At 68.3% G+C, this 19,965-nt stretch carries 18 protein-coding genes; 10 read left to right on the top strand and 8 right to left on the bottom strand.

Annotation, left to right across the window (positions count from 1 at the left end; all coding sequences use genetic code 11):
• Positions 1–54: 54 nt before the first annotated feature.
• Entirely contained in the window at positions 55–822 is a 768-nt protein-coding gene (locus tag OID54_RS12260; RefSeq protein WP_329027451.1) for a TerD family protein, read from the top strand.
• A gap of 29 nt (positions 823–851) precedes the next feature.
• Here OID54_RS12260 and OID54_RS12265 read toward each other — a convergent pair whose 3' ends face one another.
• The 6 genes from OID54_RS12265 to OID54_RS12290 all read right to left on the bottom strand — a co-directional run bounded on the left by OID54_RS12265 (position 852) and on the right by OID54_RS12290 (position 5,955).
• Positions 852–1,583: a TerD family protein gene (locus OID54_RS12265; RefSeq protein ID WP_329018177.1), complete on the bottom strand. Its 732-nt coding sequence runs from the start codon at positions 1,581–1,583 to the stop codon at positions 852–854.
• Positions 1,584–1,751: 168 nt separating this feature from the next.
• Complete coding sequence (locus OID54_RS12270; RefSeq protein WP_329018180.1) at positions 1,752–2,882, bottom strand: DUF475 domain-containing protein; 1,131 nt, start codon at positions 2,880–2,882, stop codon at positions 1,752–1,754.
• 96 nt (positions 2,883–2,978) lie between these two features.
• A complete protein-coding gene (locus OID54_RS12275; RefSeq protein WP_329018183.1) occupies positions 2,979–3,554 on the bottom strand; it encodes a TerD family protein in 576 nt (191 codons plus the stop codon).
• A 380-nt stretch (positions 3,555–3,934) separates the two neighbouring features.
• Positions 3,935–4,510, bottom strand: a complete 576-nt coding sequence (locus tag OID54_RS12280) for a TerD family protein (RefSeq protein ID WP_329018185.1) — start codon at positions 4,508–4,510, stop codon at positions 3,935–3,937.
• Positions 4,511–4,888: 378 nt separating this feature from the next.
• Entirely contained in the window at positions 4,889–5,347 is a 459-nt protein-coding gene (locus OID54_RS12285) for a peroxiredoxin (protein ID WP_329018188.1), read from the bottom strand.
• A 179-nt stretch (positions 5,348–5,526) separates the two neighbouring features.
• Positions 5,527–5,955: a DUF3052 domain-containing protein gene (locus OID54_RS12290; protein WP_329018191.1), complete on the bottom strand. Its 429-nt coding sequence runs from the start codon at positions 5,953–5,955 to the stop codon at positions 5,527–5,529.
• Between the two features lie 481 nt (positions 5,956–6,436).
• Here OID54_RS12290 and aceE point away from each other — a divergent pair, with 481 nt between their 5' ends.
• Entirely contained in the window at positions 6,437–9,178 is a 2,742-nt protein-coding gene (gene aceE, locus OID54_RS12295) for a pyruvate dehydrogenase (acetyl-transferring), homodimeric type (RefSeq protein WP_329018194.1), read from the top strand.
• Between the two features lie 108 nt (positions 9,179–9,286).
• Here aceE and OID54_RS12300 read toward each other — a convergent pair whose 3' ends face one another.
• Together OID54_RS12300 and OID54_RS12305 are read right to left on the bottom strand one after the other, a co-directional pair.
• Positions 9,287–9,664 carry a peptidase inhibitor family I36 protein gene (locus OID54_RS12300; RefSeq protein ID WP_329018197.1) on the bottom strand — a complete coding sequence of 126 codons (378 nt, stop codon included), beginning with the start codon at positions 9,662–9,664 and terminating at the stop codon, positions 9,287–9,289.
• 172 nt (positions 9,665–9,836) lie between these two features.
• A complete protein-coding gene (locus OID54_RS12305; protein ID WP_443055770.1) occupies positions 9,837–11,438 on the bottom strand; it encodes an MFS transporter in 1,602 nt (533 codons plus the stop codon).
• A 190-nt stretch (positions 11,439–11,628) separates the two neighbouring features.
• Between OID54_RS12305 and OID54_RS12310 the strand changes: the two genes are divergently transcribed.
• From OID54_RS12310 to OID54_RS12345, 8 genes are all read left to right on the top strand, one after another.
• Positions 11,629–12,348 (top strand): TetR family transcriptional regulator, encoded by a 720-nt coding sequence (locus OID54_RS12310; RefSeq protein ID WP_443055771.1) that lies wholly within the window; start codon positions 11,629–11,631, stop codon positions 12,346–12,348.
• 244 nt (positions 12,349–12,592) lie between these two features.
• Complete coding sequence (locus OID54_RS12315; RefSeq protein ID WP_329018203.1) at positions 12,593–13,804, top strand: alpha/beta hydrolase; 1,212 nt, start codon at positions 12,593–12,595, stop codon at positions 13,802–13,804.
• A gap of 75 nt (positions 13,805–13,879) precedes the next feature.
• Entirely contained in the window at positions 13,880–14,752 is an 873-nt protein-coding gene (locus OID54_RS12320) for a DUF4429 domain-containing protein (protein WP_329018206.1), read from the top strand.
• A gap of 102 nt (positions 14,753–14,854) precedes the next feature.
• Positions 14,855–16,180 carry a sensor histidine kinase gene (locus OID54_RS12325; RefSeq protein ID WP_329018209.1) on the top strand — a complete coding sequence of 442 codons (1,326 nt, stop codon included), beginning with the start codon at positions 14,855–14,857 and terminating at the stop codon, positions 16,178–16,180.
• The gene (locus OID54_RS12330) at positions 16,177–16,854 is read left to right on the top strand and encodes a response regulator transcription factor (protein ID WP_329018212.1); all 678 of its coding nucleotides are present in this window, start codon (positions 16,177–16,179) and stop codon (positions 16,852–16,854) included. Before OID54_RS12325 ends, OID54_RS12330 begins: the two co-directional genes overlap by 4 nt.
• Before the next feature lie 314 nt (positions 16,855–17,168).
• A complete protein-coding gene (locus OID54_RS12335; protein WP_329018214.1) occupies positions 17,169–17,903 on the top strand; it encodes a hypothetical protein in 735 nt (244 codons plus the stop codon).
• Between the two features lie 23 nt (positions 17,904–17,926).
• Positions 17,927–19,165: a sensor histidine kinase gene (locus tag OID54_RS12340; protein WP_329018218.1), complete on the top strand. Its 1,239-nt coding sequence runs from the start codon at positions 17,927–17,929 to the stop codon at positions 19,163–19,165.
• Positions 19,162–19,860, top strand: a complete 699-nt coding sequence (locus tag OID54_RS12345) for a response regulator transcription factor (RefSeq protein ID WP_329018221.1) — start codon at positions 19,162–19,164, stop codon at positions 19,858–19,860. The genes OID54_RS12340 and OID54_RS12345 overlap by 4 nt, the downstream gene beginning before the upstream one ends.
• The last annotated feature ends 105 nt before the right edge of the window (positions 19,861–19,965 follow it).

The raw sequence follows: 19,965 nt of genomic DNA on the forward strand, positions 1-19,965 counted from the left end.
ACGGCCGTGCTCCCGCGTTGTCCGGGCGGCCCCTGAGAAGGCAGGATGACCGACATGACGCACGCGATGCTGAAGGGCTCGAACGTCCCCCTCGATGCGACGGCCGTACGCGCCGTGCTGCGCTGGACACCGGGTGCCGGCGTACCGGATGTGGACGCCTCGGCCCTGTTGCTCGGCCCCGACGCCCGGGTGCGCTCCGACGAGGACTTCGTCTTCTACAACCAGCCGCGCCACCCCTCCGGGCTGGTGCGCAGGCTGCCGAAGAAGCGCGTGGCCGACCATCTCACCGACACCGTGGAGGCCGATCTCTCCGCGCTGGAGCCCTCCGTCGACCAGGTGGTGCTGGCCGCCTCCTCCGATGGCGACACCTTCCAGCACGTGCGTGATCTGCGGATACTGCTGTACGACGCGACTCTCATCGATGCCGAGCCGCTGGCCGTCTTCGATGTGCAACCCGAGACGGGTGCGGAGACCGCCATCATTTGCGGCGAGTTGTACCGCCGCGGTGACGGTTGGAAGTTCCGGGCCGTGGGACAGGGCTATCCGACCGGTCTGGTGGGGCTGGCGACCGATTTCGGCATTTCGGTGGACGACGGCGAAGGCTCCGGGAACGATTCGGCCGACGTCGGGGAGACCTCGGCCATGGCGGGCGCCCCCGCGGTGCCGGCAGCCCGGCCGACCGCGGACCCCGCCCAGGGCTATCCGCAGTCCGGGGCGGCCCGCCCGGGGCAGCAGCAGGGATACGGCTATCCTCAGCCGGCCCTGGTGCCGGACCCGGACTTCCGGCTGCCGCCGATGGGCCCACAGTTCGCTCGTCCTTGAACCTCGGGTCGGCACGGGTGCGGGTCGGTTCAGACCCGCGACTTGTACCCGCGGCCCCACTGGAGGCCCCAGCCGTACAGTCGGTCCAGCTCCGCCTGGAAGCCGTAGACGAACCTCACCTCACGACGTACGACCAGTTCTCCCTTGGTGTTGTCGACGGAGAACACGGCACAGGAACGGGCCTCGGGCGCGCGTTCGTCGAGCTCGATCTCGACCCGGGGGCCACTGCTCGGATAGAGGGTCACCTGGGCGTGCGTACGATCGAAGGCCGGGGTCTGGTCGTAGATGTAGACGAAGAACAGCAGTCGTTTGATCTCGGCGTGATGATCGAGGTTGACGTAGATGGTCTCGCCGGAACCGGAGCCAAACCGGTCGTCGCCGCTGAGTTTGACGTACGGCGCCTCATTGGTGGAACCGAAGAAGTTGCCCAGCGGCTGGACCACTCCCTTGCTGCCGTCGGCCATTTCGTAGAGGCAGCCGAGGTCGAGGTCGACGTTGACCATGCCCTGGGTGTGGGCCTGGACCACCTCGGGCTTGAAGAGCTTGAAGGGGTGGCGCAGCAGACTGTTCTGCTGCCTGCCCTCGATGTCGGACGTCCGCATCCGCCAGGAGAGGTTGACCCGCAGATGGCCGCTGGCCGCTCCCTGTTTGGTGAGCGACACCGAGGGGCGGCGCCGGTTGAGTGAGATGGAGTTCGTCGCGGCATTGCCGGAGTCGAACTGCGTCGACCCGCCCTGCCACAGGTTGTCCCAGAAGGCCATGTCCCGCCCCTAGTCCTTTCGTTGGACCCGCCCGACACATCTCCCCGGCGCCTTGGCCGAGCGCGCCCGGCCCCGCTCCCGCGCACGGTACGGGGCGGCTACGAGGCACGGGCCTCGTAGCCGCCCCGCGAGAAGCGTTCCGCAATTCGCCGACGGTCACACCCCCGATCAGGAGTGTGGCTCGGCCTTTTCGCTCAGGGCTTCCTGAGCGGCGACCTCTCGATTCCGTCGCAGCGACGACACGAAGGACCAGCCGATCAGGGCGACACCGACCAGGCCGGTGATCAGTTCGTGGATCTGGTACTGGATGGTGACCAGCAGGATGATCGCCAGTGCGCCGATCGCGTAGTGGGCGCCGTGCTCCAGGTACACGTACTCGTCGAGCGTTCCCTGGCGCACCAGGTAGACGGTGAGCGATCGGACGTACATGGCACCGATGCCGAGACCGAGGGCCATGAGCACGATGTCATTGGTGATCGCGAACGCGCCGATGACTCCGTCGAAGGAGAACGACGCGTCCAGGACCTCCAGGTACATGAACATGAAGAAGGCGGCCTTGCCACCGACGGCGACGGCGGTGACCTTCTTCCCGCTCTTGCGGGCCTTCTCCTCCTCCTCGTGTTCGCGTTCCTCCTCTTCTTCGAGCTTGTTCTCGAAGAAGCTGGAGAGACCGGCGACGATCAGATAAGTGATCAGACCGGCGACACCGGAGAGGAGAACCGTCTCAGCCTTGTTCGCATGGCCACCGCCGTGCTGATGGGCGTTGACGGCGAACGTCATGGCGCTGACCATCAAAACGATCAGGGCGATGCAGACCGAGAGGGCCTCGACCTTGCCGAGCTTGGCGAGCGGGCGCTCCAGCCAGGCCAGCCACTTGATCTCCCGGTCCTCGAAGATGAAGTTGAGGAAGATCATCAGGAGGAACATGCCACCGAAGGCGGCGATCGACGGGTGGGCGTCGGTCACCAGTTCCTCGTACTTGTCCTTGTCGTTGAGTGCCAGTTCGACCGCCTCGATGGGGCCGAGCTGAGCACTGACAGCGACGATGACGACGGGGAATACCAGCCGCATACCGAATACGGCGATGAGAATGCCGATCGTGAGGAAGATCTTCTGCCAGAAGGCATTCATCTTCTTCAGGATGCCGGCGTTGACGACCGCGTTGTCGAACGATAGCGAGATCTCAAGGATGGACAGGATCGCCACGATCCCGAACGCGGTCCATCCTCCGTAGAGCACCGCTGCGACCAAGCCGAGCGCGGTAACCGCGAACGACCAGCCGAAGGTTTTCAGAACCACTGGCACCCAATCGTTTAGGTGGGGGTACCCCCGGGCCAGGCCCGAGGGAGTAGCGCCCACACACCGAGGACAGTTCTCCGCGCAACGTGCGGAGCTTTACGAAACATTGACCCCGAAGTCTAGAGCGATGCCCCGCAGTCCCGACGCGTACCCCTGGCCGACGGCGCGGAACTTCCACTCCACGCCATACCGGTACAGCTCACCGAAGATCATCGCGGTCTCGGTCGAAGCGTCCTCACTCAGGTCGTAACGCGCCAACTCCTGGCCGTCCGCCTGGTTGACCACGCGGATGAAGGCATTGCTCACTTGGCCGAACGACTGGCCGCGATTGTCCGCATCATGGATGGAGACCGGAAAGACAATCTTGTCGACCGTCTGCGGCACCTTGGTGAGGTCCACGATCAGGGACTCGTCGTCGCCGTCGCCGACGCCCGTGAGGTTGTCACCGGTGTGCTCGACGGAACCCTCGGGACTCTTCAGGTTGTTGTAGAAGACGAAGTAGTCGTCGCCCAGGACGCGACCGTTGCCGCAGAGCAGTGCGCTCGCGTCGAGGTCGAAGTCGGCTCCGGTGGTGGAGCGTGCGTCCCAGCCCAGTCCCACCAGCACATGCGTGAGATTGGGTGCGGCCTTGGAGAGGGAGACGTTGCCTCCCTTGGCGAGCGTGACGCCCATGATGTGATCCTCCCCAGTCGATCGTTGTGGCTGTCCGGCGCCGTTCGCCCCGGAATCCACCCTCGGCGTGCTTGCACGGGCACGCCACCCCGTTCGTACGGCGTCGAGTAACGCCATGGACCCCGCCCCCGTCCGACGTCGGCGCCCCCGCCCGCGCTGCGGTCGCATAGCCGCCCCCACCCCGTTCTCGCGGGGGTGCAGCACCCGCATCGGCATCACGGGTGTACGAGGGGACAGCTGCGCACGCATGCGGAACCGGCGCCGAAGCGGACCGGACCCACTGGCACAGACATGCCCTGATCACACCGCGCCGTGCCCGTGGGAACAGGCACGTCCGGCGCCGCACTGCTCAGTGCGGCGCCGGACGGAATACGAGCTGCTCAGACGTTGACGCCGAAGTCCTGCGCGATGCCGCGCAGACCGGAGGCGTAGCCCTGGCCGATGGCTCGGAACTTCCACTCCGCGCCGTTGCGGTAGAGCTCGCCGAAGACCATCGCGGTCTCGGTCGAGGCGTCCTCGCTCAGGTCGTAGCGAGCCAGTTCATTGTTGTCCGCCTGGTTGACCACGCGGATGAACGCGTTGCGCACCTGTCCGAACGACTGCTGCCGGCTCTCGGCCTCATAGATCGAGACCGGGAAGACGATCTTGTCGACGTCCGCCGGGACCGACGCCAGATGGATCTTGATCTGCTCGTCGTCGCCCTCGCCCTCACCCGTGAGGTTGTCCCCGGTGTGCTCAACGGAGCCGTCGGCGCTCTTGAGGTTGTTGAAGAAGACGAAGTTGCCGTCGCTGGTGACCTTGCCCTCGGCGTTCGTCAGCAGGGCGCTGGCATCCAGGTCGAAGTCCGTGCCGGTGGTGGTACGGATGTCCCAGCCCAGGCCCACCGTAACGGCGGTGAGGCCGGGCGCGGCCTTGGTCAGCGAGACGTTGCCGCCCTTGCTGAGGCTGACTCCCACGAGTCCCTCCATTGGTTTCCAGGGGCAGCGCCCCCGTCGTGCGTTCGTGTCGGATCAACGATCCGATCCTAGTGACCGGTTCCCGCGCAAGACAGGGTTTGACTCGGGAGGTCGCCCGTTGCATCCCGGTTGGATGCTGGTTGGGCGGACCCACCGGGCGGTGGTCGCTGTCCTGAATGCGTCGGCGACACCAGCGCGGCTCTGGAGCGCCACTGGGGCCCGCGGCGGCCGATGGGAAGAGGAGGGCGGGGGCGTCCCAGCCGGGGTCGGGTGCGCACCGCCGCCCGCCCGATCAGTACGGTCACCCCGGCCCCGAACCGCCGCCCGCTCGTGGCGGGGTCCGCACGACGGAGGGCGGTACGGGGCGCTCGGGCGGTCTCAGATGGCCGCGAGGGCCTTGGTGTACTCGTTCAGGTCGCGGGCGTCCGGCAGGGCGTTCACGACGCTCCAGCGGACGACGCCCTCCTTGTCGATGATGAAGGTGCCACGCACGGCGCAGCCCTTCTCCTCGTCGAAGACCCCGTACGCCCTGGACACCTCGCCGTGCGGCCAGAAGTCGGACAGCAGCGGGTACTCCAGTCCCTCCTGCTCGGCGAAGACGCGCAGGGTGTGGATCGAGTCGTTGGAGACGGCCAGCAGCTGGGTGTCGTCGTTGACGAACGCCGGGAGCTCGTCGCGGAGCGCGCACAGCTCGCCCGTGCACACACCGGTGAAGGCGAAGGGGTAGAAGAGGAGCACCACGTTCTTCTCACCGCGGAAGTCGGCGAGCCTCACCGTGCGCCCGTGGTTGTCCTTCAGCTCGAATGCGGGTGCCTCGGTGCCGACGTCAATCGCCATGATGGGTGGTTCCCTTCGCTGAGCCCGTTTGGGTGACGGGTCCACTCTAGGCGCGCACCAAGAACCCCCTAGACACCGGTAGGCCCCCTTTGACCTGGGTCAAAGGGGGCCTACCGGTAGTTGGTGCCGATGCGCTCAGGGTGTGCCCGGTGCCTGGCCCGGGCCTGCTTAGGGGCTCCTCAGCGCTTCGCCTTGGGTGCCACCAGCCGGCTGCCGGACCAGTCCTTGGCCACACTGATGCTCTTGGTCTGCGAGAGACCGGCAGTCTGCGCGGCATCGCTGATGTCGCTGGGCTCCACGTAGCCCTCCCGGCCCGTCTTCGGCGTAAGGAGCCAGATCAGGCCGCCTTCGTCGAGCAGGCTGATGGAGTCCACCAGCGTGTCCGTCAGGTCGCCGTCCTCATCGCGGAACCAGAGGACGACTGCGTCTGCGACGTCGTCGTACTCCTCGTCCACGAGGTCCTGGCCGATCACGGACTCGATGCCTTCACGGAGATCCTGGTCGGCGTCCTCGTCGTAGCCGATCTCCTGGACCACCTGTCCGGGCTCGAACCCCAGCCTTGCTGCTGGGTTGGTCCGCTCCTCCGCGTGGTCCGCGGTCGCGCTCACGGCTTGCCTCCTGATCATGTTCGGTAGATGCTGCGGCCTCGCGCGTACGCGTGGCGTTGGCCGTAGTCCACACGCGCCGGGCGGATCGCGCAAGTACCCGGCCGTTCAGACCGCCGAAACGGTGACGTTTGCGCCCGTCTCGACGCAACTCCACACACGTCCCAACAGAGCCTGTCGGGCACGCGACACTCTTCGGTCGCGTTTGCCACCTTACGTCCCTCTGCTGCCACCCTCGGAACCGAACACCCGAACTGAACGCGATACCGGGATGGGCGTAAGGTTGCGATTTGACCCTACCTAGCCCACCTGGTGAGCAGTACCCGATCAGGGCGGGACGTCGGCGAGATCATGGGTTACCTCTCAGTAGAGATGACGTTTCCCGTCCCGCGGTACACGATGGAGGCGGTGCGGCAGCGCCCCACGATCTCTGCAAACTCTGCCAGAAAACTCGGCTCACCACCCCGAACAGTGAAGGATCAGCGTGGCTTCCGGATCAGATCGCAACCCGATCATCATTGGCGGCCTTCCCAGTCAGGTTCCGGACTTCGATCCCGAAGAGACCCAGGAATGGCTGGACTCACTCGACGCCGCCGTCGACGAGCGAGGCCGGGAACGGGCCCGCTATCTGATGCTCCGCCTCATCGAGCGCGCCCGTGAGAAGCGCGTGGCCGTGCCCGAGATGCGCAGCACGGACTATGTGAACACCATCGCCACCAAGGACGAGCCGTTCTTCCCCGGCAACGAGGAGGTCGAGCGCAAGGTCCTCAACGCGACCCGCTGGAACGCCGCGGTGATGGTCTCCCGCGCCCAGCGTCCCGGGATCGGCGTCGGCGGCCACATCGCCACCTTCGCGTCCTCAGCCTCGCTCTACGACGTTGGCTTCAACCACTTCTTCCGGGGCAAGGACGAGGGCGACGGCGGCGACCAGATCTTCTTCCAGGGCCATGCCTCGCCCGGCATCTACGCCCGCGCCTTCCTGCTCGACCGGCTGAGCGAGACCCAGCTCGACGCCTTCCGCCAGGAGAAGTCGAAGTATCCGAACGGGCTCTCCAGCTACCCGCACCCGCGGCTGATGCCGGGCTTCTGGGAGTTCCCGACGGTCTCGATGGGCCTCGGCCCCCTCGGCGCGATCTACCAGGCCCGGATGAACCGCTATATGCAGGCCCGGGGCGTCGCGGACACCTCGAAGTCGCATGTGTGGGCGTTCCTCGGTGACGGCGAGATGGACGAGCCCGAGTCGCTCGGTCAGCTCTCCATCGCCTCCCGTGAGGGCCTGGACAACCTCACCTTCGTCGTCAACTGCAACCTCCAGCGGCTCGACGGTCCGGTACGCGGCAACGGCAAGATCATCCAGGAGCTGGAGTCGCAGTTCCGCGGCGCCGGCTGGAATGTGATCAAGCTGGTCTGGGACCGCTCCTGGGACCCGCTGCTGGCGCAGGACCGCGACGGCCTGCTGGTGAACAAGCTGAACACCACCCCCGACGGCCAGTTCCAGACGTACGCCACCGAGACCGGTGCGTACATCCGCGAGCACTTCTTCGGTGGGGACCAGCGGCTGCGCGCCATGGTCGAGAACATGTCCGACGAGCAGATCCTGCACCTCGGTCGCGGTGGCCACGACCACCGCAAGGTGTTCGCGGCGTTCGCGGCGGCCAAGGCCCACAAGGGCCAGCCGACCGTGATCCTCGCCCAGACGGTCAAGGGCTGGACCCTCGGCCCGAACTTCGAGGGCCGCAACGCCACCCACCAGATGAAGAAGCTCACGGTCGACGACCTCAAGGGCTTCCGGGACCGGCTGCACATCCCGATCGCGGACTCCCAGCTGGAAGGCGGCCTGCCGCCGTACTACCACCCGGGTCGCGACTCGGAGGAGATCCAGTACATGCACGACCGCCGCAAGGCGCTGGGCGGCTATGTGCCGACCCGCGTCGTGCGGGCGAAGCCCCTGGCGCTGCCCGAGGACAAGACCTACGCGGCCGTGCGCAAGGGCTCGGGGCAGCAGTCGATCGCCACCACCATGGCGTTCGTGCGGCTGCTGAAGGACCTGATGCGGGACAAGGAGATCGGCAAGCGGTTCGTGCTGATCGCGCCCGACGAGTACCGCACCTTCGGGATGGACTCCTTCTTCCCGAGCGCGAAGATCTACAACCCGCTGGGCCAGCAGTACGAGTCCGTGGACCGCGAGCTGCTGCTCGCCTACAAGGAGTCGCCGACCGGCCAGATGCTGCACGACGGCATCTCCGAGGCGGGCTGCACGGCCTCGCTGATCGCCGCCGGTTCCGCGTACGCCACCCACGGCGAGCCGCTGATCCCGGTGTACGTCTTCTACTCGATGTTCGGTTTCCAGCGCACCGGTGACCAGTTCTGGCAGATGGCTGACCAGTTGGCGCGTGGTTTCGTCCTGGGCGCGACCGCGGGCCGCACGACGCTGACCGGCGAGGGCCTTCAGCACGCGGACGGCCATTCGCAGCTGCTGGCTTCGACCAACCCCGGCTGTGTGGCGTACGACCCGGCGTTCGGGTTCGAGATCGCCCACATCGTCAAGGACGGTCTGCGGCGGATGTACGGAGGGACGCCCGAGGAGAACGAGGACGTCTTCTACTACCTGACCGTCTACAACGAGCCGATCCAGCACCCGGCCGAGCCGGAGAACGTGGACGTGGACGGCATCCTCAAGGGCGTCTACCGCTACAAGAGCGCCGAGCAGGGGCAGATCCCGGCACAGATCCTGGCATCCGGTGTGGCCGTGCCGTGGGCCGTCGAGGCCCAGCAGATCCTGGCGACGGACTGGAACGTGCGCGCCGACGTCTGGTCGGCGACGTCCTGGAACGAGCTGCGCCGCGAGGCGGTGTCGGTGGAGGAGTACAACCTGCTGCACCCCGAGGAGGAGCAGCGCGTTCCGTACGTCACGCGCAAATTCTCCGGTGTCGAGGGTCCGTTCGTGGCGGTCTCCGACTGGATGCGCTCGGTACCCGACCAGATCTCCCGCTGGGTGCCCGGTACGTACGCCTCCCTGGGCGCGGACGGCTTCGGCTTCGCGGACACCCGTGGTGCGGCCCGTCGCTACTTCCACATCGACGCGCAGTCGATCGTGCTGGGCGTGCTGACCGAGTTGGCGCGCGAGGGCAAGGTGGATCGCTCGGTGCTGAAGCAGGCCGTGGACCGCTATCAGCTGCTCGACGTGGCGGCGGCCGACCCCGGCCCTGCGGGCGGCGACGCCTGACGCCCCCAGCGGTGTGAACACGAGGGCGGCGGAACCTCCGATGAGGTTCCGCCGCCCTCGTGCCGGTTTACGGGCCCTCCCGGCTGCGCCGGGCCACGGGCCGGTCCGCTAGCTCTCCCAGATCTTGAACGCCCGGACCCGGTAGGGCGACTGGGGCGACCAGGTCCCGGAGCCGGGATAGGTCTCGAACTCGCCCGTCTCCTGGCACTCGGCGGACTGGTAGGTGGTGACGGGCCGCCCGGTGCGGTTGGCGAGCGACTGTGCGGTGGTCCCCGCGCGCAACGGGATGCAGCTCTCGATGTCGGTGCCGGAGAGCTCGTACAGCTGCCGGGCTCCGCCGAAGCCGGACCGCTCCCACAGACAGAGCGCGCCCGTGGGGCACTCCCCCAGTCGCGTCGCGGCCAGCGCCGGCCCCGCCGGGGTGAGGGCCGTGCTCAGGGCGGCCAGGGCGATGAGTGCGGACAGGGCGATGGTGTGTCGTCGCATGACAGTGAACCCCCGTGATCATATGAATCGGTCGACCGCACCCTGACCCACGGCCCGACGACGGCAACAGGGGCACCGAGCGGGATCACCCTGATAGGCGAACAGCCCCACCGGGCTGACCCGGTGGGGCTGTTGGCGGTACGAGGTTGACGCCTCGCGGAGATGGAACGGCTCAGATGTGGGCCGCGCCGGCGCCCGCCTCCGCGTTGGCGCCGCGCTTGGTCAGCAGCGCCACCCCGATGGCCAGAGCCGAGATGCCCGCAGCGACGAGGCAGGCGAGGCCCATGCCGGACACGAACGTGTCATGCGCGACCTCGGTGATCTTGGCGACCAGCTCGGGCGGGGTGCCCTCGCCGACCGGCGCCACACCGACCTCGACGGCCTCGGCGGCCTTGTCCATCTGCTCGGGGGGCAGCAGCGGGAGCTTCGCGGCGACCCAGTTGCCCGCGAGATCGCTGTTGACCTTGGCGGCCATGACCGCGCCCAGCACCGCGGTGCCGAGGCTGCCGCCGATCTGCATGGCTGCCTGCTGGAGACCGCCGGCGACACCGGACAACTCCATCGGGGCGTTGCCCACGATGACCTCGGTCGCACCCACCATGACCGGCGCGAGGCCGAGACCGAGCAGGGCGAACCAGATCGACATCGTCAGGCTGCTGGTGTCGGTCTCCAGGGTGGACATGCCGAACAGGGCGATCGTGGTGAAGAGCATGCCGCCCGCGAGCGGGATCCGCGGTCCGACCTTGGTGATCACCGCGCCGGCCAGCGGGGAGCCGACGATCATCATTCCGGTGAGCGGTAGCAGATGCAGACCGCTGTCGACCGGGCTCATGCCGTGGACGTTCTGAAGGTAGAAGGTGACGAAGAACAGACCGCCCATAAAGCCGATGGCCATGAGCACCATCAGCACCACACCGGCAGACAGCGGCACCGAGCGGAACAGCTTCAGCGGGATCAGCGGCTCGGCGACCTTGTTCTCCCAGAAGGCGAACAGCGCGAAGGCGACGATCGAGGCACCGATGAAGCCCCATGTCTTGCCATCGCCCCAGCCCCACTCGCCGGCCTTGATCAGCGCCCAGACGAGACAGAACATGCCGCCCGACAGCAGCAGGATGCCGGGGACGTCGAAGGACTTGGGGGCGTTCTCCGCTCGGTGATCCTTGAGGATCACCAGACCGAGGATCAGGGCGATGATGCCCACGGGAACGTTGATGAAGAACACGGACTGCCAGCTGACGTGCTCGACCAGCAGACCGCCGACAATCGGTCCGCCCGCGGTGGACGCACCGATGACCATGCCCCAGATGCCGATCGCCATGTTCAGCTTCTCGGCGGGGAAGGTCGCCCGGAGCAGACCGAGCGCGGCGGGCATCAACAGGGCTCCGAAGAGGCCCTGGGCCACTCGGAAGGTCACGATCGAGACGATGCCTTCGGAGAATCCGATGGCCGCAGACGACGCGGCGAAGCCGACGATGCCGATGAGGAAGGTCTGGCGGTGGCCGAAGCGGTCACCCAGCTTGCCCGCGGTGATCAGGGTGACGGCGAGCGCCAGGAAGTAGCCGTGGCTGATCCATTGGACGTCGGCCATCGTGGCCTTGAGGTCGGCGGCTATCGCGGGATTGGCGATGGCTACGATGGTGCCGTCCAGTGCGACCATCATCACGCCGATGGCCACTGCGAAGAGCGTCAGCCAAGGGTGGCCGCGAAGCCCCTTGGCCGGACCCGCCGCTACGTCGCGTGGCCCCAGGGGGTCATCCTGCGGCGTCTTGTCGATGGTGGTCTGACTAGTCATGCGATGAGACTAGTGACAGCCTCTGACAGTTGACAAACGATTTCTTTAGTCGGTGACTGTCATCTGTCTCACAGGTAGGCTGAACCGGTCGATCAGTTCAACGCGCCGGGCACGTGCGGTGAGACGTCCGGTGTGCAAGAGACCATGAATCGAGGGCCAAGTGACGGGCCAGATGGCGGCCGAGCCCATGGCCGAGCCGACCGGGCTGCGTGAGCGAAAGAAGCAGCTCACCCGTGATGCGCTCGTGCGTGCGTCCTTGGAGCTGTTCATCTCCCAGGGGTACGAGCAGACCACCGTCGATGAGATCGCGGACGTGGTCGACGTCTCCCAGCGGACCTTCTTCCGGTACTTCACCAGCAAGGAGGAAGTGGCCTTCGCCCTCCAGGACCTCGTCAGCAACCGCTTCTGCGCACTCCTGAAGGAGCGCCCGGCCCACGAAGTGCCGTTCGAAGCCCTGCGGAACGCGGTCCTCCTGGGCTGGGACCACATCGACGAGGCGCTCGGCCAGGTCGCGCCGGTCGAGATCCACTTCCAGACCTGCCTCATGATCGAGTCGACACCCGCCCTGCTCGCCGCGCATCTGCGCCGCTCCACGGAGATGGAAGAGCAGGTCGCCCGGCTGATCGCGGCGCGCGAAGGGCTCGATGTCGACGCGGACCCCCGACCGCGCACCCTGGTGGCGGCCTTCAGCGCGGTGATGAGGGTGGCCGGACAGCTGTGGAGCCGTGGCGACGACCCCAGCAAGGACGCCCTGCGGGACCTGACCGCCGAATACCTGGTGCAGCTGGGTCCGGCACTGGCCCAGGACTGGCACGGCGGGCACAGCGGGCACGGGAGCCGCGAGACCGCGCTCGACGGTGAATCAGTAGGAGCAGTGAGCAGTGAGCAGTGAGCAGTGAGCAGTGAGCAGTGACTAACGGTCCCGCGGCATCGCGTCCCGGCCAAACGACCCTGCGGTTCTGACGCGCTGCGGCGCCTGACGGCTCGTCAGGGACCGTCATGCGGGCCTGCGCCAACGATCCACTGCCCGTCGAGTCACGGCCTTTCCCCCCTTCACTCCCGATATCCCTCTTGAACACGTGAGTTACCTCACGGTCCCCACGAGGCCCATCACGTCTCTCCTAGGGTGGTGGGCAGTGACTCCTTTCAGCCCTTCTCCCGCCCTGGCCGGTTGGCGCGGTCTCCTTGCGCTCGCGGTCGTGTTCATCATGTTGACCACCACCGGTTGGACCGCCGAACGCCAGCGGAGCGCGCCGCGTGACTTCTTCGAGGCGGAGTCGACGGCATGGCGCAAAGCCAGGGTCGACGGCCGTGCCCTACCCGGCACGGACAGCACGCCCTCGCAGCTGGCCGCCTTCTTCGCCTCGCTCGACCGCGCCCGGAGCGATCGGCTCGCCCAGCGTTTCCCGTTGGTGGTCGGCAATCTCAACGGCGCCCCGGTCGCGCTGCGCTATCAGGCCAATCGCGCGGCCATTGCCCGCTCGCTCGCCGTCGAGACCCAGCGACGCAAGACGGCCCGGCTCACCGCCGAAGGTCGCCACCACAGCATGCGACGCATCCATCGCTTCCAGGCACTGATGCGGCCCGGACGGCAGATCCTGGCCTTCGATCCGGCCGGCTCCGGCAGGGCTGCCGAGGTCTTCGGCAGTCTGGAACGGGCCGACCGGGTCTCGGTGATCGTCCCCGGGGTCGACACCGATCTCCTCACCTTCCAGCGCAGCGCCCGCAAGTACAGCGCCCCCGTGGGCATGGCCCAGTCGCTCTACGCCGCCGAACGCGTTGCCTCGCCCCGTACCCGTACCGCGGTCATCGCCTGGGCCGACTACATCGCTCCCGCTGGGCTCGGGATGGACTCGGCCACCGGGCGGCTCGCGGAGAACGGTGCGGTGCGGCTGACCCGGCTGGTCGACGCGCTGCCCGGCGCATCGGAGATCGCCCTGTTCTGCCACAGCTACGGTTCGGTGGTGTGCGGGCTCGCGGCCAGGGAGCTGTCGCCCCGCGTCACGGACATCGCGGTCGCGGGCAGCCCGGGGATGCGCGCCGGCAATGTGACCGAACTACGCGCCCGTGCCCGGGTGTGGGCGATGCGGGACCGGGATGATTGGATTGAGGACGTGCCCCATCTCCAGGTCGGCGGCCTAGGTCACGGCGCCGATCCCATGGCTCCCGAGTTCGGGGCACGGGTGATGTCGGCGGACGGCGCGATCGGCCACAGCGGCTATTTCGAGCCGGGCACCGAGAGCATCGCCAACTTGGCGGTGATAGGCGTCGGGTCCTACGCCGAGGTGGTCTGCTCACCCGCGGACATCGAGTGCGGCCACGATATTTTCGGTGAAGCAGCGGCCTGACGCGCGTAGAGCTCTGTGTATTGCACATCTGACGAAGGGGCGACGTGGAAGCGCCGGCAGCCTACGATGATGCGTATGGGTGATGTATTGGCTGGAATTCAAGCCACATGGGAGTTTGAGTCCGACTCCGTGCTCATCCGCTATGAACGGGGACACCGAACGCCGAAGCTCTTGCAGGCGCTCCACGAACGCCGCATCCCCCACGAGGCGTTGGCATCGGTGACTCTCTCCCCGGGCAGGCGGGGGACGGTGGTGCTGTACGCGGCGCCCAGACCCGGCGCGGACCCGCTGATGGAAGCCGCGGCCGGACAGCTCAAGGAAGCGTGCGACCCCTATCGACTGGTGCTACCGGCCGATGGCAAGGACATGGCCGAGTTCCATGCCGGGGAACTGAGAGCGGCGCTGGCCGTGGACGCGGACCGACCCACCGAGCGGTACACCGTTGCCGCCCCCGACGCACCGCTGGCGTTCAAGGCGTCCGACGGAAGGGCCTCCTTCGACGGCCGGCACGTCGGCTTCCGCTGGTCCCGCACAGGGGCCTCCTCAGCGAAGTGGAAGGCGGGCGACCAGAGCTTCTCGGTGAGCGAGCTCAGCGGGGTGGAGTGGCGCACGCCCGAAGCCGCCGAAGGATATCTGCGGTTGCTGCGCCGGTCGGACGTCCTCCTCGGCGAGGAGAGCACGCCCCCCGCGCGGGTGGACCAGGATCCCGCAGCGGTCGTGTTCGGCGTCCGCAGCGGACCGGTGCACGAGTCGCTGCCCTTCGCGGCTGCGGTGTTGGAATCGGTCCAGAAGTCCGGCGCTGCGCCCGCTCTGGCCCTGCACACCGCCCGGCGCGACCCGGCGGACATCGCCGAGCGGATCAGACACCTCGGCGAACTGCATCAGGCGGGCCTGGTGACCGACGACGAGTTCAGTTCCAAGAAGGCGCAGCTGCTGGCGGAGCTCTGACCTTCGGCGGCCTTCGAACGGGTGTCATACCCAGGTATGACACCCGTTTCGGCTCCTGGGTATGACGCTTCGCCGAACCGGTCTGCCTACTCTGACCAGGCCATGTCTGATACTCCTCCGCCCCACCCCCCCGACCTGCGCAGGCGTGCGCTCCACACCGCCCGCCGCGGCTGGGGCTTCCTCACGGCCGACCTCCGGGCGCCGTCCGCCTCGACGGCCCCCCTGCTCGGCACGGCCCGCAGACAGTGGCTGCGGGCGCTGCCGTACGTCGTCGCCTTCGCCGGAGTCGCCGCGCTGCTGCCGGTCACCATCAACGTGCTGACCAACGGGTACGGCCTCAACGGCGCCCTCGCGGGTGCGCTGGCCACCGCCCAGACCGCACCGCTGCTGCTCGCCGTGACCCGCCCGCTGAAGGCGTGGTGGATCATTTACACCGCCGATGTGCTGGGTGCGGTGGCCCTGATGGGCGCGGACCGCACCGAGGGGCTGGCCTGGCCCTGGACGCCCATGGTCGTGGTCGGCTATCTGCTGCTGATGGCCTTCGTGGGCCTACGGGAGCCGCGCCGCACGCTGGCGGCGGTCTGGCTGGCCACCGGTGTCGCGGGGCTCGTCTTCGAACTGATCTCCCAGACGCTGAGCGACGGCGTCCATGTACTGCTGTTCGTGCTGACAGGGGTGGTCCTGGTGGTCACGGGCGCGCTGCGCGAACGCGGCGACGCACAGCGCAGATTGGTGGCCCAGGAGACCATCAGCGAGGCCGAGCGCGCCCGGCGCACCCTGTTGGAGGAACGCACCCGGATCGCCCGTGAACTCCACGATGTGGTCGCCCACCACATGTCGGTGATCACCGTCCAGGCGGATTCGGCCCCGTACCGGATCGAAGGTCTGCCACCCGCCGCGCAGGAGGAGTTCGCGGCGATCGCGGCCGGCGCCCGGGAGTCGCTCAATGAGATGCGCCGACTGTTGACCGTGTTGCGCAGCGAGGGCACCGAGGGCGAACTGGCACCGCAACCGGGTCTGTCCCGCGTACAGCAGTTGGTGGAGGCGGCGGTGCGGGCCGGGGTGCCGGCTGAGTTGACCATGAGCCCACCGGCGGGGGCGGTGCCGCAGTCGGTCGATCTGTCGGCGTACCGGATCGTCCAGGAGGCGCTGTCGAACGTGGTGCGGCACGCGCCGGGAGCGTCGACGCGGGTGTCCATCACCTCGGACGGCGCGCAGTTGATGGTCCTGGTGGTCAATGGCCCGGCCGAGGAGCGCGCCGCCCCCCTGGAGTCCCATCCCGGCACCGGTCACGGCCTGGTCGGAATGCGTGAGCGCGTACGGTTGACCGGCGGAAGGCTGGACACCGGACCGCTGCCCGACGGCGGTTTCACGGTGGCCGCCCAACTGCCCCTGACCCCGCCAGCCGGCCCGAAGGATCCTTCGTGACCATTCGTGTGATCATCGTCGACGACCAGGCCATGGTGCGCGCCGGTTTCGCCGCGCTCCTGTCGGCGCAGTCGGACATCGACGTGGTGGGCGAGGCCGCGGACGGCAGGGCGGGGGTGGAGGTGTCCCGCAGCACCCATCCGAACGTGGTGCTGATGGACGTCAGGATGCCGGAGATGGACGGCCTGGCCGCCGCCCGCGCGATCCTGTCCCCGCCGCCGGGGGTGATCCATGTGCCGAAGGTGTTGATGCTAACGACCTTCGACGTGGACGACTACGTGTACGAGGCGCTGCGCGCCGGTGCCTCGGGCTTCCTGTTGAAGGACGCACCGCCCGCCGATCTGATCGCCGCGGTACGGATCGTGGCGGCAGGGGAGGCCCTGCTGGCGCCTTCGGTGACCCGCCGGCTCATCGCGGACTTCGCCACCCAGCGTCCGGCACCGCGCAAGGACCCGTCGCTGAGGCTCAAGGGCCTGACGCCACGGGAGACGGAGGTGCTGGAGCTGATCGCCCGGGGCCTGTCGAACCGGGAGATCGCCGAGCAGTTGGTGCTGGCCGAGCAGACGGTGAAGACCCACATCGGGCGGGTGCTGGCCAAACTCGCCCTGCGGGACCGCGCACAGGCCGTGATCTTCGCGTACGAGTCGGGGTTGGTGCGGCCGGGGTCGTCGTAGCGGTCACCGGGCCCACTCCGCAGACCCATTCGGGCGCGTGGGATGCGGGCGCGGCTCAAACTGTCCGCGAGGGGCGCGGCTCAAGCCGTCCGCGAGGGGCGCCGCAGACGTCGATCCGGACACGGGACAACAGCTCGCCGGTACACCTCGCAAAACCCGCCGGCGCGTCCGCTTCACCGGCCGAACGGGCACGGGGCACACGGGTCCACGGACACACACGGAGCACACGGACCACGGGTACGACCACGGTCCGATCCGGAAGTACGGCCCGTGCTCCGACGACGCGGTGCCGGAAGCCGGGCCAATGTTCCCCCATGACCATCACAGCTGCGACGGCCCCTGTGTCGAGCCCTGTTCTGCCGGGACGCTGGGTGGGCGGTGCCTCCCTGGTGATCGGCCCCCTGCTCCTGCTCGCCGGAGTGCTGCTCCGCCTGCGCTTCGACTTCTTCTTCCCCTCGCAACTGAATGCCTACGAGGGCCATCCGGATCTCATGTCGACCTCGTACGGTCTGGTGGCGGTCGGGTGGGTGTTGCTCTGGCCGGGAGTCGTGCTCCTCGCCGCCAGGATCGGTGGGCGGTTTCGCGAGTTGGCCGTGTGGGGCGGTGCACTCACGGTCCTCGGCCTGTTCGCCCGGGCGTTTCACGCCGGCGTGGATCATCTGGGCTTCCAGTTGGTCACCGTGCAGGGGGCGATATCGGCGACGCAGACGGTGAGCGAGACGTACGGCGCGTTTCATGTGTTCAGCGCGCTGAACGCCGCCGTCATGGGGGGCTGGGTTCTGCTGGCCGTCGGCGCGTACCGCTCGGGGGTGTTCGGCCCGTTGCGTACGGCGGCGTTGGCCTTGGGGTCGGTCATGCCGCTGGGGGTGTTGAAGGGAACCACTGCATGGTCGGTCGTCGCCGCCGTCGGACTGTGTGTCGCACTCGTCCCGCTCGGGGTGGCCGCGTTGCGCTCGGGGCCTGTGCCCCGAGCGGCCACGATCGCCGGAAGGCTGCTGCTGGTGGGGGCCGTGGGCGTCGCGATGTTCCTCTTCGGGCGGGCCGGATGAACGACCGTCGCTATCGTCGTGCGATGCACACGGCCCGGTGGCGCCCGCGGACGGGCACACATCTCTTGGCCCTCGACGCCTGTACGGCGGCGGTCCTGACGGCCGTCTATGTGGTCCTGGCGGGCCAGGACGCCTCCGACGGTCTGCCCCGCTTCTGCGGCCCGTGGTGGCTGGGTTGGCTGGTGGCGGTCGGGGTGGGAGGGCCGCTGGCCGTTCGCCGCCTATGGCCCCTGCCCGTCCTGGCCGTGGTCGTCGGGGCCACGACGGCGGCAACACTCCTGGACATCACACGCGATCCCTATCTGGCCACTGCGCTGGCCGCCTGCGCGGTGGCGTCCGTCGAGCCGGTACGACGGGCCTCGGCAGGGTTGGTCGGTGCCCTGGTGGTTTCGGCAGCCGCGGTCGTCATCGGCGAGGCGGTCATCACACCGGCCGGTCCGTGGTCGGAGGCGATCGGAACCGCCGCGTTCGTCTGGCTCGTCGTCGGGGCCGCCTGGGCGGCGGGCCGTGTCGCGCGGGCCCGGGGAGCCCGGGCGGTCCAAAGGGATCGGCGTCTGCTGGAGGATGCCCTGGCCGAGGAGCGTCTGCGCATCGCCAGAGAACTGCACGACATCGTGTCGCACAGCCTCAGCGTGATCGTCGTGAAGGCAGCAGTCGCCAATCATGTGGCCGAGGAGCGCCCCCAGGAGACGCGGGATGCCGTCCGGGCGATCGAGCGGACCGGCCGGGAGGCACTGACCGAGATGCGTCGGGCCCTGGGCGTGCTGCGCAGCGGATCCGCAGCGCACCACCGGCGAGAGCCCGGCCCTGCGCAGACCGATCCCCCTCCGGGACTGGCCGACCTGCCCGACCTCGTCCACCGTGCCGAACAGGCCGGAGTCCGTATCGAACTGCGCACCCCACCGACCGCCGACCTCGACCAGGGGACGGAACTGACCGTCTACCGGATCGTCCAGGAGGCACTGACCAACGTGGTCAGGCACGCTGGCGCCGGAACGCACTGCCAGGTGACGATCGCGGTCGACGCACGGGGAGAAGTGACGATCGAAGTGGTGGACGACGGAGCCGGGAACACCACCTCCTCCGGGAGCGCGGAACTCCAGGGCGGTCATGGGCTCTTGGGAATGCGGGAACGCGTTACGGTGCACGGGGGGACGTTGACGATCGGGCCACGACCCGACGGCGGGTTCGCCCTGCTGGCCCGACTCCCGCCCGAACCTCCGCACAGCACGGCTGGAAGCCGATACGAGAGGTCGAGGTGACCGAACCGATCCGGGTCCTCATAGCCGATGACCAGGCTCTCCTGCGAGGCAGCTTCCGAGTGCTCGTCGACACCGCCCCGGGGCTGACCGCCGTGGGAGAGGCGGCCGATGGTGCCGAAGCCGTCGACGGCGCCCGAAGGCTCCGCCCGGACGTGGTGCTGATGGACATCAGGATGCCCGGGACGGACGGGATCGAGGCGACGCGGAGCATCGCCGGATCTCCCGAGACCGCCGGTACGCGCGTCCTCATCCTCACGACCTTCGACCTCGACGAGTACGTGTACGGCGCACTGCGGGCCGGGGCTGCCGGGTTCCTCCTCAAGGACACCCCTCCCGAGGTCCTGTTGACGGGCATCCACACGGTCGCTGCCGGAGAGTCCCTGCTCGCGCCCTCGGTGACACGGCGGCTCATCGCCGAGTTCGCCCGGCTCCCTCGGGCGCACCATGCGCCGGGCCCCGTACTGGAGGCCCTCACCGCACGGGAGCGCGAGGTCCTGGTGCTCGTGGCGCGGGGACTGTCCAACACCGACATCTGCGAGTACCTCCACCTCAGCGGCGGCACGGTCAAGACCCACATGGGTCGGCTGCTGAGCAAGCTGGGCGCTCGGGACCGTGCGCAGTTGGTCATCAGCGCATACGAGTCGGGGCTCGTCCATGCCGCTCGTCCATCGGTGCCGAACCCCGGCCATCGTTGATCAGGGGCTCCCGTCGGCACCGCGCGCTTTAACCGCCGATGAGTGCACGCCCCCTACACCCCCTACCCCAGTAGCATCCCCGGCTTGGCTCCCCGGGGTGACGAT

The sequence above is a fragment of the Streptomyces sp. NBC_00690 genome (genome assembly GCF_036226685.1).
GTDB lineage: Bacteria > Actinomycetota > Actinomycetes > Streptomycetales > Streptomycetaceae > Streptomyces.